This window comes from Leptospira biflexa serovar Patoc strain 'Patoc 1 (Paris)', from assembly GCF_000017685.1.
Classification (GTDB): domain Bacteria; phylum Spirochaetota; class Leptospiria; order Leptospirales; family Leptospiraceae; genus Leptospira_A; species Leptospira_A biflexa.
Genome location: NC_010602.1, coordinates 38,702 through 54,774, shown reverse-complemented (window position 1 = coordinate 54,774; position 16,073 = coordinate 38,702). Strand labels below are relative to the sequence as shown.

Sequence of the window (16,073 nt, the reverse complement as noted above, 5' to 3'; positions counted from 1 at the left end):
GACGTCGTTAAAGAATCAAATCATATACGAAGGCACCATTTGAAAAATCAGCTATTAACAGGTCCCTATTATTTTGGAATGAAAGATTTGGAAGTTTTCAAAAAACATTTCATCCAAGAGAATAAAGGAAAACCTCTCTTTCTCATTCGTTTTGAAAATATTGCAGGCATTGAACTCACCGAGTTTTTAGATTTATTACGAACAGAATTTTACTCCTGTTTGGATTTGGAAGATATCTCTTTTGGATTTCATTATTTGGAAAAACAAAATATTTTGTTAATGGGGATCTCTCCTTTATTTGAATGGGATATTGAAAAATTTCCAAATATTGAAAATTCCGTTGGAAAATTCCAACAACAATGTTTACAAAATAAAATCGTTTCCTTTCATTTTGGAGTCTCTCGAACCCAATCTAATTTTATCTCCGATAACGAAGAAATTTTTGTCGAACTGTTTCGATCATCCGAAAAAAACCTGAACGACAATTTGGTTCGATGGAGTTGGACCTATTACAACAAAGCCAATACATATATCTCAGGATCAGTTCATGAAGCGATGATCCAACCCACAGTCATTTTTAATCCCAAAGACAAAACTTATTCTGTGAAAGGGGGAGAAGTGTTTTTAGGCGGGGGTGCCTATATTGGATACAAAGATCTCATCAATGATATTCCTTCCGACCAGGATCTCAATCGTATTGAACTTTTGATTTTAGAGAAACTGATCATTGCTTGCGAAGGTGCACCTGGGTTATTAAAATTTAATATTTCTCCCCAATCCTTGATTGATACATTTTCACATAATGAACGTGTGGATCGATTGAAAAAACTCATCGAAAGCAAGGATCTATCACCAGAAAACGTTCGTTTTGAGCTCGTTGAAAAACCATACGACGAATCAAAATACCATTTAAAAGACGTATGCCACGCTTTTTATTCGCACGGAATGAGTTTTGCCGCTGATGACTTTGGAGTCAAAAGTCAGTCTCATCAAATAGTACTCGATCTCGGCATTATGATCAAAGAATTCAAATTGGATCCGATTAGTTTTAAATTCAAAATTGAAGAGGACCAAATTAAATTTTTGGACAATTTAGCGTTCATTGACTATTGCAAACGATTGGCAGACAACCGAGAAGCAGTGATCACTGCAGAAGCGGTAGAAGATTTTGATACATTAAACTTCCTGATGGAACATCAAATTTATCAATTCCAAGCCAATATCTTATTTGGAAAAATGACAGTGACAGATTACAAACGGGATTTTGATTTACTCCATTCCATTCACGAGGATGTTGTGAAAGAAGTATTAACAGACAAAATTTTATCGGAAAAACAAAAGAAAGTCGGGAACTTGTTTTTAGTCGCATCCGAAGAAGGACTCATTTAAAGTTTTTATGCATTTTATCATGACCATCGAAAATGATCCAAATTCAGCTCAGGATTTGGAAAATATCTTTTTAGGATTAAGACAAAGAGTTGTCATCACGAAGTTTTCACAAACGGTCCAGGAATATGTAAAATCCTCTAACCCAGATATCATTCTTATGGGATTAACTTTTAAAGATAAAAAAGAATTAGAATTCATTTTAGAACTACGTCGTGATGTGATCACTCATAACATTCCCATTCTTGCGATGATTCCAAAAGAAGATACAAACTTCATCGCAAATCATAAAAAACTCGGTTTCACCGATTACATGATAAAACCTCTCGCCAAACAGGCACTACTTGATAGAATTCATTCTCATATTGAAGAATATAAATTTAGTGAATCTTCCAAAACCAGAGATAATGTATCGTTTGTGGTTGTGGACAGGGGACATGGTCGAGTTTTATTCCAATGCCGAGCCAATTTGAAACGATATGTGTTTCCAGAATTTAAAAAAATATTCACTCTCAATTTTTTGAAATCCATTCATGCAGAAAGAATTTGTTTTGATGTTCGTGTTGTACCTGAACTAGGAAAAGAAGAAGTTGAAGTATTTGAAAGAGTGATGAAAATTTTTCAAAACCAAGACAAAATCATTTTCATCGCTGGGCGGCATATGGGTGCATTTATCGAACATGCAACGGACGATGAAAAAATGTTGGTGTTCATGGCTCCAAACGAATTTGACGAATACGTCAAGATGGAAGAGTTAAAAAAAGAAGAACAACGTAAGAAAGAGAAAAAAGAAAAATTTGCTAAGGATACCAATAAAGAACCATCACAAAATACAACGGTTTCTCCAACCAATTTAGGTGATGTCAAAATAGAAATAAATTCGAATCCAGACTCCAATCCTTCTCTGACAAACGAAGCTTTGAAGACTGATCCTATGCAAACAAATCCAACTGAAACGAAATCAAGTGAAGAAAATACATAACTAGTTGATAGTCCTGAAGAGATAGAATCATAATCTTCCAATCAAAATACAGTATCCATCCAAGCGAAAAATAACAAATTCAAACCGATAGAAATTTAAACCAAAAGAAGTAACCTATGAACTACAAAAGAGAAGTAATCGATTTACCTAATGGAAAAGGAGAAATCATTCGTTTTCAAATGAATGAACAAAACTCACTGACTGGCCAAAACATGAGAGACCTTGGTGAGATCTTAAAAGAAATCAAGGATGACCCTACCAAACGAGGTGTCATCTTAGGAACAGACAATCCAAAATTTTTCTGTAACGGATTGGATGCAGAAAACCTTCTTTCTACACCGAAAGACAAACTCATTGAAGAAGTAGGCGGTATTGTCATTCTCTTTGGAGAACTTGTGAAATTTGATAAACCTCTCATCACAGAAGTGACTGGTTATGCGATGGGTGGTGGTGCCGTGATCACTGTTGCATCCGATTTCAAATTCATGTTAGATGGGAAATGTCGAATTGGTTTTACAGAGGTAAATGTTGGACTCCCACTTCCTGGAAGTTTTATCGATCGGATCAAAATGTGTGTTGAACCAAGGTATTGGGCAGAAGTTTGTTTAGAAGGTACAATCTATAAAGCTCCTGAAGCGAAAAAAATTGGTCTCATTGATGAAATTGCTTCCACACCTGAAGAAGTAAGAAAACTCTCAGTAAAAAAATTAGAAACACTTTCCAAGGTACCTTCCTCCGCTTACCGTGCGACAAAAAACACCTTAAACGCTTCACTCCTTCGAAATTTGGAACAGTATAAAATCGACACGACCAAATCATTCGAACAACCAGGTGTTGTTGATAATTTACTCGAAGCAATGACGGCTTTAAAAGAAAAAAGAAGACCTGTTTTCCAATAACTTTTCTTCATTTAAATTCAGGGGATAAGAATTCTATTCCCTGAATTCTTATAAGTCTTTTCACCATAATTGCCGAAAATTATAGTGAAATCTGATGTTGCGTTTTTTGATCTTAGTCCTCATTCCCAGTTTTTTCGCTCTATTTGCAATATCGTCTTCTGATTACCCACCAGGTTTTGTTTTAAAAAATCCATATGTATGGCCTGTAAAAGGTTTTGATTCCATCACAGGTGCTTTTGGTGAATTTAGAACCGGGCACTTCCATATGGGACAGGATTTTTCGACAGGAGGAAGGATTGGTATCCCCATCCTCGCTGTTGCAAAAGGAAAAGTCACTCGAGTGCAAAGAAAATGGTCGAGCATTGGTTATGCGATATTTTTGCAACATGATGATGGGATGACTTCTCGTTATGGTCACCTACACAAATTTGCTCCCAAAGTAGTCAAACAAATCTTAAAATCAAAACAAGCGAGACGTTTCAAAGATAGGACTGATTTTGATATCGCACTTCCCGAAGCCGTCGAAGTGGAAGCTGGGGAAACCATTGCATACTCTGGAGATACGGGAGTAGGTCCTCCGCACTTACACTTTGAATTGTTTAAGGACAATGTGTACTACAATCCTATGCATTTTGGATTGGGTTATAATGCTGCGGAACCAATCGTTTTTAATGCCTTACGCATCACTCCACAAACTCCTCGTACGTTTATCAATGGTCGAAATGAAACCGTGGAAATTCCATTTTATGAATCGAGTGGAAATCGATTTGAGTTATCAGAAACACCAACACTTTTTATCCAAGGAAAAGTTGGAATTCAAATTGCAATCCATCAAAAATCAAACAGCAATCGTCTCGGCATTTTCACCTTAGATATGTTAATTGGTGATAATGTTTTACAAGGATTCCAATTATCTAAAATCTTAAAAGAACATACGAGAAAAAATGTTTTGTTGTATGACAGTTCTGTCAGCAAACCAAATGGGAATCCATTTTCGTATTATTTACATACGAGAGATGGAAATGATTTGCTTGGTATGCGCAGTAATGGCCGTGAACAAGGGATCCTTGACAGCGAACAAATGAAAATGGGAGAACCTAAAGAAGTCACCATTCGCGCCACTGGTATGGGTGGGCAAATGTCTCTTGCTTCGTTCTATGTTCTAAAAGACCAAGGGGATTATAGCCACATTGTCACTAAAGAATGGAAATACAATGTCTACTATGATCGTTATACAACTTTTAAATCAAAAGACACTAAGGTTGAGTTGTTTTTTCCTGTTAACGCAGTGTATTCCAAAGCATTCTTTGAAATTGAAGCCCAAGAACAAATCAAAATCAATACACAAGGTTTAAACCAACTATCGAGTGTTTACAAAATTGGCCCTGATTTTAAAGATTTTAATTTAGGTTATGACCTTTATGTAAAAGTTCCCAAAACTAAAGATATTAATTCTGCAGATTTGTACGAAGTGTTGCCTGATGGGAATGTGAAAAAAATCAATGGATCCTCCTTTAGTTCTTGGGGACAATTTTTTAAAGTTCGGCTACGGAAAACTGGCCTATTTGTTGTATTATCTGACCAAACACCACCTAATATCTATTTGCATGAATTAATGAACAAAACGGTTTATCCAAGGGAAGACTTCGCTTTGTATTTAAAGGCGGTTGATGTTGGCTCGGGGATTATGCCAGATGGTTTTGATATCACAGTCGATGGAATTCCAGGAAAGGCAGAATTTTTTCCAAAAGATGGGCGACTTGAAATCTTTGAACCCGAGAGTTTATACGAACCCGGGAAACACACTGTGCTTGCTAGTGTGAGAGATTATGCAGGGAATTGGAGCTCAACTGTCAGATACGATTATGAAATCCAAACTCCACCAGTTTCAGAAGAAAAGAAAAAACCAATTTCCGATCCACCTGTGATCGAAACTAACAAAGAGAAAAAATCAACTAAAGAGAATAAAATCAAACAATCTTCGCCTAAGGTGCAAAAGGTGGTGAAACCGATCACTAACGCACCAAAGGCAAAGGATAAAAAGTCTACATCCCGATAGCAGCACCACCGTCAACGCGGAGGTATGTTCCTGTGATGTAAGATGCATCGTTACTTAAGAAAAACTTAACTGCGGAAGCAATCTCTTCTTGTTTTCCAGGGCGTTTGAGTGGGATCACAGAAGGATCCGTTAACTTTTCTTGAACTTCTTTAGAAAGTGTCCCAGTCATCTCAGTTTGTACATATCCTGGACATACTGCATTCACGAGTACGTTTCTTCCAGAAAATTCACGAGCCGATACTTTCGTTAATGCAATCACACCCGCTTTAGAAGTAGAGTAGTTTGCTTGGCCTGGTTGGCCTGTTAATCCAGAAACAGAAGAAATATTCACAATCCTTCCAGAATCAGATTTGAGGATGAGTTTACTTGCTGACTTAGTCATTAGAAAAACACCCTTACAGTTTACATCCATGACAAAGTCATATTCTTGTTCTGACATACGAATGAGTAGATTGTCTTTCAAAACACCAGCGTTGTTCACAAGAAAATCAAGTTTTCCAAATGCTTCTTTTGTTTTGCTGATAGCAGCGTCACAGTCTTCTGGTTTTGTTACGTTACAAGCAACTCCAATTGCCTTCACACCAAATTTTGCTTCTACTTCTCTTGCAGCTTCTTCAATTTTTTCCTGATTCAAATCAACAAGCACCAAACTTGCACCATGCGATGCGATTCGGTTTGCGATTGCTCTTCCCAAACCAATGGGAGAGGCAGCTCCCGTTACCAGTGCTACTTTTCCTTCGAATTCTTTGGACATATGCCCCCCTAGGATTTATTACTAGTTTCTAAACATGAAACTCGAACATCGTTCGGCAATCGTAAAATTCCCAGTTGAAACGGAAGTTTGCAATGAAAGACTGCCCTTATGATCGATCGTTATAGCCATCCTGAAATTTCCGCCATTTGGGAATTAGAGAACAAATTTAAAATTTGGACAGATATTGAAATTTATGCCTGCGAAGCTCGCGCCAATCGAGGAGAAGTCCCAAAAGAAGACCTCGAGACCATTAAACAAAAAGCAAAATTCAACGTGGATGAGATTTTAGAAATCGAATCGAAAGTCCATCATGATGTGATTGCTTATTTAACCAATTTAAACTCTTATATAGGACCAGCTGGCCGTCATGTTCACTTTGGTCTTACTTCCAGTGATGTGGGTGATACTGCACTTTGTGTGCAAATGGTGCAAGCAATGGATCTTCTCATCCAACGCACAGAAACACTTTTAGAAACCACAAAACAAAAAGCAAAAGAGTACAAAGACCTTCCTTGTATCGGCCGGTCTCACGGGATCCATGCAGAACCGATGACCCTTGGTCTTAAGTTTGCACTCTTTTTTGCAGAGATGACTCGCAATTTAGAAAGGATGAAAGACGCACGGGAACAAGTGGCTGTCGGAAAACTATCTGGTGCGGTCGGAACATATTCCAATATCGATTTAGAAATTGAAGAATATGTATTGAACAAACTTGGATTAAAAGTAGATCCCATTGCAACACAGGTGATCTCAAGAGACCGACATGCTTTTTATATGTCAGTGCTTGGTGTTGTCGCTGCGAGTTTAGACCGAATGGCAACCGAGATTCGATTGTTACAAAAAACGGAAGGGCGTGAAGTTGAAGAACCGTTTGCAAAAGGCCAAAAGGGATCATCCGCAATGCCTCACAAACGGAACCCCGTTGTTTGTGAGCGTATCTCTGGAATCTCTCGAGTCATTCGTTCTAACGTAAACGTGGGATTACAGAACGTGGGTCTTTGGCATGAACGAGATATCTCCCATTCCTCAGCGGAGCGAATTGTGCTTCCTGATTCCACCATTGCTCTGGATTACATTTTGGAAAAAATGAATTTTGTATTGAAAGGTCTTCATGTGTATCCTGATGCCACCGAACGCACATTAAATGTAACTCGCGGACTCATTTTCTCTCAAAAAGTATTATTGTGGCTCATTGAAAAAGGTGGGATCACAAGAGAAGATGCCTACTTGATTGTCCAAGAAAATGCGATGGCTGTCTGGGCAGACCAATCTAAAAATTTGAGAGACCTTTTGAAACAAGATCCAAGATGTTCATCAATTCTCAAAGATTCTGACTTGGATGAAATTTTTCAAATCAAACCATATTTAGAGCGGATCCCACTGATTTTCAAACGATTGGGAATCATAGATTAACAAACATTAGAGAATCAATTTCTTAAAAATTTCAGATAGGTTAGGTTATGTGTACAATACAAAACCTAACCTTTTTTGTATCATCAGGTGTTGTCGTATAAAAGTTCTCGTTGGTAAACAAGGTGCATTTATCCGCAGTTTTCTGCCTGGATTATATACGTATTGCAATTATCTGCACAATTATTTCTTCGGATTATATCTGTTATACAATTATCAAATCATTGATATCTCGGCGAATATCCGAATAGCAATTATCGATTATAAGCTTTTGCAGATTTAATTCTGCATGCCTAAACGTATTTTATTTAGTATCTCGTTATATGCCTGAACGAAGGTTAGTCCCGAAACCTAGAGATAAGTCGCTATTATGCGATGTTTTCGGGATTAAAAAAGGTAGGTTCAAGAATCTAATGCAACAAAACCCGATAATGTAAATCGGAGAAAAAATGGAAAAATACTCTAGAATTAGTCCGAAGGAAAGGGAAACCTTGTCCGTGTTGATTCATCAAGGATACTCTAAAGGTGCGATTGCAGAAATGATGGGTCGTCACCGATCTACAATTAGTAGAGAATTAGAAAAAGGAAAAATTTCCGATAGATATTATCAATACTCCGCAATTATTTCTGGGTATAAATCAAGAATGGCTGCCTCATCTAGAAAGCTTGGAAAAAGTAAATTATTAACTAACAACAAGTTGTATAGGGAGTTTAAAAATCGTCTTGAACTCAAATGGTCACCAGTACAAATATCAAAAAATCTATCTCGTTCGTTTCCAAATGAAAAATATATGAATATTTCTCACCAATCAATTTATACCTTTATCTATTTGCTTCCGAGAGGAGAGCTTAAAAAAGAAATCAATACTTACCTTAGAAGAAAAGGCAAAAAAGCTAAACCTGCGGGAATCAAGGCCAATATAGGTAAAATTCCAGATATGATCAGCATTGAAGAACGACCAAAGGAAGTCGCTGATAGGTCTGTTCCAGGTCATTGGGAAGGCGATTTACTCATAGGAAATAACCATTCAAGTGCTCTTGGTACAATTGTAGAAAGAGTTACAAGAACTGTCATACTAGTACCTTTGAAAGCCATGGATGCTGAATCTGTCAGAAAGGCCTTTGAACAAGAGTTAAAACAGTTTCCAAAACAATTAAAACTTTCTATGACTTATGACCAAGGAAAAGAAATGTCAGAACATAGATTATTTACTAAAAATACAAAAATGAAAGTTTATTTCTGTCATCCAGCTTCTCCATGGGAAAGGGGAACATGTGAAAATACTAATATGCTTATCAGAGACTTCTTTCCAAAGGGAACTGACTTTTCAAAACTCAAAAAAAGCCAAATTAAAAAGGTTCAAACTTTACTCAATCAAAGACCTAGAAAAACTTTGAATTGGAATACACCTGAAGAAGAAATACGGGCGCTGGTGCGCTAGATTCTTGAACCTACCAAAGTAATTACGCCACGGACGTCGTTCTTTATAGCAACCTGACTTTGAAGTTTTGATTTTATATTCTTTAACAAGAATGTCGGTAGGAATTCCACGATTTTGACTAATCTTTCTAATCATTTCCTAATTAAGCTTTCTTTTTCGATTTAGAATTTCAGAGGCACGACTTCGGCCCCCAATGAGATTTCCTATATCAACACTTTTCATGTTCATATCATTCATAATGGATTTTAATCTCGGAGAGAACATCTAAGTGATCTTTTTGACTCTTAATAGGTTTAATATTCATTTCAATGACCTCAGCATTGATTTTATCATATTGTTCGTGAGTTCCGATAAAACTTAAAAGTTCGGTATGAAGATTAATGTAAACCTTAACATTAATCTGTATTTGTTTCCATATATATTGAAAACGATTCTAATATCCTTAACGAAATTAGCATTTCTGCATTTTTCTTTCACATCGAAAGGAGATTTCCAAAAAGCTTTCGAAATCTCTTTAATCCAAACTTCGATTGAAATTTTCGAATAACAAAATCATAATTGCCTTACTTTTCCCCACCCTCTCAATCACAGGATATCAATTGAATTATGTATATATTAGCGGATCATTTTCGATTTGAATTTTTTATTCTATGCGATTCACTAATTAAATTATGAAGGATAATTTTTCATCCCAATCTGACCTATATGCCAAGTATCGTCCTCATTACCCGAAAGAGTTTTTTGAATATTTAATATCAGTTGTGAAAAATAAAGACATTGCTTGGGATTGTGGAACCGGGAATGGACAAGTAGCCAAAGAGCTTTCCAAAATTTTCTCAAATGTGTATGCTACCGATATCAGTGCGTCCCAACTGAATCAAACAATTCAAGCGGAGAATATTGAATATTCCTTACAACCAGCAGAAAAGACTAATTTTGTAGAGAATCGCTTTGACTGTATTACAATCGCACAAGCGATCCATTGGTTTGATTTTGATTTATTTTATAAAGAAGTAATGAGAACGGCGAAAAAGAAGGCACTGATTGCTGCTATCGGATATGGAAGAATCCAAATTTCAGAAGATTTAGACAGAATCATTGATGATTTTTATTTTAATGTGATTGGAAACTTTTGGGACAAGGAGCGGAAGTACATCGACGAACACTATAAAACCATTCCATTTCCATTTAAGGAAATCAAAACACCTGAATTTAAGATCGAATGCAATTGGAATGAGGAACAATTAATTGGATATTTGAATACATGGTCAGCGGTTAAACATTTTACAAAACTAAATGGAAGAAATCCTGTCATCGAATTTCAATCGTTAATGAAACCGTTTTTCGAAAATCAAAAAGAGAGAAAAGTATCCTTTCAACTATTATTGAGAATGGGATTCGTCACATAACAAAAACTTTTTTTATTCCATTTCCTTTTCCAACCAAACTATCAAATCTTTCAACATTTCTGCACTAATCGTATGCCCTTCCGAATATTCTTTGTAATGAGGAATGATTCCTACCGACTCTAAAAATTCTTTCGAGTCTCTTGCTTTTGAAACAGCGATCACATTGTCGTTTGTTCCGTGGGCGATGTAAACTTTTGGAAAGTTGGAAGAACTTTCTATTTGAAATTGATGTTTTGTTTCCTCTAACAGACGTCCACTGAGCGCAATGATTCCAGTAAATTGGTCTGGATGTAATAAACCGACTGAATAAGACATCACTGCCCCTTGGCTAAAACCACCAATCCAAACACGATTGGCATCAAATTGGTATTTTGTTTGTAGATAATTCAAAAAATCGATTAATATTTTTTGACTCTTCATCTGTTGGTCGGCATTGATCTTAGGAGTTCCTCCAGTGAATGAGATCTCATACCAACCGAATCGATCCCGACCAAGAGTGATGGGTCCTCGAAGGGAAACAATGAGAAGGGGATCTGGTAAATCATCTGTTAGGGAAAATAAATCTTTTTCATTGCTACCCACACCGTGTAACAAAAGAAGTAGTGGAGGATTTTTGATCGAAACTTTTGGCTTTCGGATTAAGTAAGTTAATGGTGGATTCATAAAAATTCGTTAGATACCTTTATATGGAGATTTATAGCGACAATTATGATTCATGTAAGTCAGAGTCCAAACGTACGGAAGTCATCGTCAATGCTCCAGCAACTGGTTTATCATTAAAAAACGAAATTGAATCAGATTCCAATTGTGTCCCGATTGTATATAAAAGTGGTAAGAAGTGTTCTGCTGTGGGAATCGCCCATTCAAATTCTTTACCTTTCGATTGAATAGTGAGTAAAGATTCAGTATCACTTGATACAATCCAATCTTTCACCTTTTGGTTTACATTCATAACCCAATCAAATCCATACACTTCATTCAATCGATCCCAGGCCACCATACGTAAGTTATGCACAATGTTTCCACTTGCAACGATGAGGATACCTTGTTTCCTTAATGGCAAAAGTTCCTTTGCGATTTGTAAGTGTTTTTCCGGAGGAAGTTTATAATCCAAACTCAATTGGACAACAGGTATGTTTGCATCTGGATAAATATGTTTTAACACGCTCCAAGTTCCGTGATCCAAACCCCATTCGTAATCCAATTGCACCAATTGAGATTTTACAAGCGTTTGGATCTGCTTTGCTAAATTAGGATCCCCAGGTGCAGGGTATTGAACATCAAATAAAGCCTTTGGAAATCCGCCAAAATCATGTATGGTGGGCGGATGTTCCATCGCCGTGACAAATGTTCCATCCGTTAACCAGTGAGCTGAAATTGCTAGAATTGCCTTCGGTTTTGGGATGGTCTTTGTTAGTCCACGAAGACCTTCGACAAATTCATTTTCCTCAATGGCATTCATAGGACTGCCATGTCCCAAAAAAAAGGAAGGATAGATGGTTTTGTCATTATTTTGGTCTGATTTGGAAGTAAACTTAGATTCGTTCATTTGGTTTCGTAAGTGTTTCCACTCTCGGACTCCCTGATTTTATTAGTTTAATATCAAACTATTTATTGTCAATCTATTTTCTCTGCTTCGATTCATTTTTTCAAATTGTTATGATTTTCTGATTTCCAAAAAAATTTAAGGTATATGTCTTAGAAAGAACTTTCCTGTGCACATTGTACATGGAAATTTAATTGCTCACGAAATGAATAGAATGAAATCCTTCACATTCCATACCGCAGTCATAGATGATAAACCGATCATCCTTCAATTATTAAAAGAAAACCATCTACCTTATGAAGATATTTCCGATAGTATGTTGCAAGAGTATAGAATTGCAAAGGAAAAGAATTTGATTATCGGATGTATCGGAATTCAACGTGATGCTGAATTCGCACTATTACGATCGTTCTGTATTCAGAACTCATATCGTAATTTAGGAATTGGAAAAACTATCTATAGTATGCTGGAAAATGAATGTAAATCGAATGGAATCAAAGAACTCTATTTATTAACTTCCACAGCCGAATCCTTTTTTTTAAAGCGAGGATTTCTGACTATCGATCGAACCAATGCTCCCGAATTTCTAAAAAATTCTTCAGAATTTCAATACGTTTGTCCTACTTCTGCATTTTGTATGAAAAAAATAATTTAGATGGATAGGGAAAGAAAACGAAGATGAATCACAAAGCAAGAATCGAATTGATATTAAATGAATTGTTTACGAATCCCAAAACAACTTCAATTCCAGAAGTGTTTTCCGCAGATTACATTGCTCACACTTCCCAAAAAGATTACGTGGGTTTGAAGATCGTGAGTCGATGGATCAAAAATTTAAAAGGTTTTTTATCTGATTTAAAAGTAATCAAACTAGAATTCATTTATGAGAACCAAGACATTGTGGTTTGGAAACGCACGATCAAAGGCAAAATAAAACCTTCTAAAAATAAAAAACTAACTCCTGGCAAAACAATCAAATGGGAAGAGTTGGTAGTGTCAAAATTCCAATCAAACCTTATCAAAGAAGAATGGATTACGAGTGAGTTTTTAGGAGCCTTATTACCAAAAGGAAAATAAACAAAGGACTTATAGATCTCTCATTCAAGTGATTTTTTTCAACTCATTTCAGATTTTATTAAAACATTCAGGAGAATAGAATGGCAGCACCCAAAAAGAAAAAAAAGATAATCGCAAAGAAGAAAACGACAAAAATCAAAGTAACATCCCAACCAAAAAAGTCGCAGAACATCATTCCATTTTTAATGTTCAATGCAAATTTGGAAGAGGTAACCAAGTATTACGCTGGAATCTTTAAAGATTTTAAAGTCCTTTCTGTGAATCCAATGCAAGCAGAGTTCAGACTCAACGGCCAAAGGTTTTCTGCTTATAATGGTGGACCTGAATTCAAATTTTCTTGGGGAGTTTCCTTTATGATCCAAGTGGAAACACAAAAGGAAGTCGACCATTATTGGAATGCCTTATCTGCCGGAGGAAAGGAATTGATGTGCGGTTGGCTTGAAGATAAATTTGGTATGGTTTGGCAAGTGACACCTAAGATTTTATTAGAACTAATATCACATAAAGATCCAATCAAACGTGAAAAAGCTACTCAAGCCATGTTACAAATGCAAAAAATTGACATAACAACTTTGAAGGAATCGATTCAACAAAAATAGAACAAAAACGCTACACCAATCGAAATGGAAAGGATTAGATTTCGATTGGTGTATAGAGTGACATTTCAAACCCAGAAATATCAATTGTATAATTATTTTGTGTATAGAATGGTCCCCCAAAACCAAGTCTCCATGTAACTGGTCCTATAGGTATTTCATAAAAGAAATAATAACTTTTTGCATAGTTGGTTCGTGAATCTACTTTTCCTCTGCTGAGAGTTGAAAGTGCATAAATTTCTAAAGGATTCAATTGACCATTTGCGGCAGCAGCAAACATTAAATAACTAATTGGTTCAATGGAACCTGAACTTTTTCCGGTTAACAAGGAATAGGCTCCCAATAATTCTAAGTTGTTACCAGCTGATAAATTGGATAATAAATATGCTTTGTAGGGATCTCCATCTATATTACCAGTTGTCAAAAGTGAAAATCTTCCCAAATTATCAATTTTATTGTCGAAGGTATTTCCTGAATTGAATACAACCGCATTGGTAAATAATCCAATTCCATCATTAAAATCAGCTGTTCCTTGTAAGTTGACGGAACCTACACCAAACCCCATACCAATTCGAAAATTATCATTTCCACCTTTTCCTAAATATAAAACTGGAAGTAACATGGAATAAGTTCCTTTTACTTCTGTTTGTAAATCCACATTATCTCTTCCATTTTCATTTTCAACAGTCGGCGTAACCGTTATAATTTGCCTTGTATTCAGAAAAGATCCATTTCGATTTAAAACAAAAACACCCCAATATTCTCCAATTTGCCAATCCTTTGTTTTCAAATCATACATCAGTTTTGTATTTCGAGATACACTGTTTGTTTCTTCGGCCATCACAGCTTTTCCGTTTGGACCAACAATATCAACAGAAGAACTGATGAATTGTACACCAGGATTGATAGAAAAATAGCGCGCACCAGATGGTTCATTGAATACGCTGATTATTTTTCTTTTGTGATTGGGATCAAGGACAGGGTGAGCCGGTTTGTTTTCTATTTTTTCCTCTTGGACAACTTGTGAAAACAGAGGGCATCCAAAAAGAAAAAGAATCCATACGAGCAAACTTATTGAAATATGTGACATTTTAATTCACCAAAAGAAAATCAAATTTATACTATCTGATTAAACAGACAATACTTGTTTTTCAGAATTTAAGTTATACTTCAGTTTAATTAAATCGATTTTTTCTTCCATTGATTTCCAAAGAGTTTCTTTTTCTGGATGAAAGGTGCAAAGGACACCTTGTCTTACTAAATCAATGAGTTCATCAATGGAAAAATCTAAAAAGCGGTACAACTTAAAGTATTCATACGTTAAATTTACGTTGAAAATATCAGGATCGTCCGTGTTGATACAAAGCATCAATCCTTGGTCATAGTAATATCGAACTGGATGGTTTTGTTCTTTTCTAACATACTTTCCAGTGAAAACATTTGATGTGACACAGATTTCAATTGGAATTTTGTTTTCTTTCATGTAACGGACAAGTTCAGGGTCTTGGATGGCTGATGTGCCATGTCCAATTCTTTCCGCCTTACATAAATTAACTGCATCCCATATTGCCCAAGGGCCGTCATCTTCACCAGAGTGAGCTACACAACGTAAACCGGACTCTCTTGCAATTTTAAAAACTTCAGCATAGTCTTTTGCTGGGCCCATTAATTCCGCACCACCAAGTCCAATACCAATCACTTCTTTCTGTTTTAAACCTAAAACACGTTTTAGGTTGTTCATTGCATTTTCTGGACCAAAGGAACGAGAAACATCTACTAACAATCGAATAGAAATTCCATCTTTCACTTCAATTTGGCGAATACGATTCACCATCACTTCTACCATCTCATCAAAATCCAAACCATTTTGGATGAACTTTGATGGAGCGAAGAAGGCTTCACAATACACAATGTGATTGGATCGCAAATAATCTGCTAAACTATCAATGAAGTAACCTAAGTCGGATGCTTCTTTGACTGAACCTTGGACAAAAAAGAAAACTTGGATGAAACCATTTAAATCTTTGAAATTGTACTTATCTTCAAATTCCTGATCTGTGACTTCGATCCCATTTTTTTTGTATAAGAATTTCAAAGTTTCCTTGTTTACACAGGCTTCTAAATGCAAATGCACTTCCGTTTTGGGAATTTCTCGGATAAAGTTGATGACATCCTGTTCGTTTGGATGGGCAACAGAAAGGTCTCCTGCAAGCAGTGATTTTCTTTCTTTGAGTAGTGTTGTTTGCTCTAAACCTTCCGCTCCTTCTTTGGGCAGTAACCAAAGCGGTGGGTGGAGGATAGGCAATTCCATGAGCGACACCCTTTCGTTAAGTAGGGTGTTGATTTGTTTATCGAAGGTAAGTTGGATGGTCGGCGAATAGGGCCTGTCAGCTGGCAATCGACTCTTTAAGCGATTGAGTTCAGCAATGTCACGGTCAATGACGGATATACGGCTTAGGATTTCAGAAAAAGGAACTTCCATGTTCCAGGAAAGAATGCTGAATTTGGTAAGT

General features: G+C 36.3%; 16 protein-coding genes. 10 read left to right on the top strand and 6 right to left on the bottom strand.

The genetic code is table 11. The features are described 5' to 3' along the window. Positions 1–39 precede the first annotated feature (39 nt). The 4 genes from LEPBI_RS00275 (at position 40) to LEPBI_RS00260 (ending at position 5,326) form a co-directional block, all read left to right on the top strand. Positions 40–1,389 carry an EAL domain-containing protein gene (locus LEPBI_RS00275; protein ID WP_012387091.1) on the top strand — a complete coding sequence of 450 codons (1,350 nt, stop codon included), beginning with the start codon at positions 40–42 and terminating at the stop codon, positions 1,387–1,389. Between the two features lie 7 nt (positions 1,390–1,396). Continuing rightward, complete coding sequence (locus LEPBI_RS00270) at positions 1,397–2,368, top strand: response regulator (RefSeq protein WP_012476055.1); 972 nt, start codon at positions 1,397–1,399, stop codon at positions 2,366–2,368. A gap of 116 nt (positions 2,369–2,484) precedes the next feature. Beyond that, complete coding sequence (locus LEPBI_RS00265; protein ID WP_012387089.1) at positions 2,485–3,267, top strand: enoyl-CoA hydratase/isomerase family protein; 783 nt, start codon at positions 2,485–2,487, stop codon at positions 3,265–3,267. Between the two features lie 94 nt (positions 3,268–3,361). Then, positions 3,362–5,326, top strand: coding sequence for a M23 family metallopeptidase (locus tag LEPBI_RS00260; RefSeq protein ID WP_012387088.1), 1,965 nt, complete (start codon positions 3,362–3,364; stop codon positions 5,324–5,326). On the opposite strand, the gene LEPBI_RS00255 is transcribed toward LEPBI_RS00260, so the two are convergent. Next, the gene (locus LEPBI_RS00255; RefSeq protein ID WP_002980273.1) at positions 5,313–6,080 is read right to left on the bottom strand and encodes a glucose 1-dehydrogenase; all 768 of its coding nucleotides are present in this window, start codon (positions 6,078–6,080) and stop codon (positions 5,313–5,315) included. The two genes, LEPBI_RS00260 and LEPBI_RS00255, sit on opposite strands and share 14 nt — an antisense overlap. A gap of 108 nt (positions 6,081–6,188) precedes the next feature. Here LEPBI_RS00255 and purB point away from each other — a divergent pair, with 108 nt between their 5' ends. Both purB and LEPBI_RS00245 read left to right on the top strand, forming a co-directional pair. After that, positions 6,189–7,493: an adenylosuccinate lyase gene (gene purB, locus LEPBI_RS00250; protein ID WP_012387087.1), complete on the top strand. Its 1,305-nt coding sequence runs from the start codon at positions 6,189–6,191 to the stop codon at positions 7,491–7,493. 446 nt (positions 7,494–7,939) lie between these two features. Continuing rightward, a complete protein-coding gene (locus LEPBI_RS00245) occupies positions 7,940–8,932 on the top strand; it encodes an IS30-like element ISLbi2 family transposase (protein WP_012387085.1) in 993 nt (330 codons plus the stop codon). 357 nt (positions 8,933–9,289) lie between these two features. Here the strand turns inward: LEPBI_RS00245 and LEPBI_RS18780 are convergent, their stop codons facing one another. Beyond that, complete coding sequence (locus tag LEPBI_RS18780; RefSeq protein ID WP_264365924.1) at positions 9,290–9,409, bottom strand: type II toxin-antitoxin system HigB family toxin; 120 nt, start codon at positions 9,407–9,409, stop codon at positions 9,290–9,292. A gap of 194 nt (positions 9,410–9,603) precedes the next feature. Between LEPBI_RS18780 and LEPBI_RS00240 the strand changes: the two genes are divergently transcribed. Beyond that, positions 9,604–10,341, top strand: coding sequence for a class I SAM-dependent methyltransferase (locus LEPBI_RS00240; protein WP_012387083.1), 738 nt, complete (start codon positions 9,604–9,606; stop codon positions 10,339–10,341). Between the two features lie 12 nt (positions 10,342–10,353). On the opposite strand, the gene LEPBI_RS00235 is transcribed toward LEPBI_RS00240, so the two are convergent. Further along, positions 10,354–11,004, bottom strand: a complete 651-nt coding sequence (locus LEPBI_RS00235; RefSeq protein WP_012387082.1) for an alpha/beta hydrolase — start codon at positions 11,002–11,004, stop codon at positions 10,354–10,356. Positions 11,005–11,047: 43 nt separating this feature from the next. Next, positions 11,048–11,890 carry a 4,5-DOPA-extradiol-dioxygenase gene (gene ygiD / locus LEPBI_RS00230; protein WP_012387081.1) on the bottom strand — a complete coding sequence of 281 codons (843 nt, stop codon included), beginning with the start codon at positions 11,888–11,890 and terminating at the stop codon, positions 11,048–11,050. A gap of 211 nt (positions 11,891–12,101) precedes the next feature. Here ygiD and arsN2 point away from each other — a divergent pair, with 211 nt between their 5' ends. The 3 genes from arsN2 to LEPBI_RS00215 all read left to right on the top strand — a co-directional run bounded on the left by arsN2 (position 12,102) and on the right by LEPBI_RS00215 (position 13,563). Beyond that, complete coding sequence (arsN2, locus tag LEPBI_RS00225) at positions 12,102–12,542, top strand: arsenic resistance N-acetyltransferase ArsN2 (RefSeq protein ID WP_041769542.1); 441 nt, start codon at positions 12,102–12,104, stop codon at positions 12,540–12,542. 23 nt (positions 12,543–12,565) lie between these two features. Beyond that, positions 12,566–12,964: an ester cyclase gene (locus LEPBI_RS00220; protein ID WP_012387079.1), complete on the top strand. Its 399-nt coding sequence runs from the start codon at positions 12,566–12,568 to the stop codon at positions 12,962–12,964. A gap of 80 nt (positions 12,965–13,044) precedes the next feature. Further along, a complete protein-coding gene (locus tag LEPBI_RS00215) occupies positions 13,045–13,563 on the top strand; it encodes a VOC family protein (RefSeq protein ID WP_012387078.1) in 519 nt (172 codons plus the stop codon). Between the two features lie 34 nt (positions 13,564–13,597). Here the strand turns inward: LEPBI_RS00215 and LEPBI_RS00210 are convergent, their stop codons facing one another. Together LEPBI_RS00210 and add are read right to left on the bottom strand one after the other, a co-directional pair. Then, positions 13,598–14,650, bottom strand: a complete 1,053-nt coding sequence (locus LEPBI_RS00210) for a hypothetical protein (protein ID WP_012387077.1) — start codon at positions 14,648–14,650, stop codon at positions 13,598–13,600. 39 nt (positions 14,651–14,689) lie between these two features. After that, a complete protein-coding gene (add, locus tag LEPBI_RS00205; RefSeq protein WP_012476053.1) occupies positions 14,690–16,042 on the bottom strand; it encodes an adenosine deaminase in 1,353 nt (450 codons plus the stop codon). Positions 16,043–16,073 lie beyond the last annotated feature (31 nt).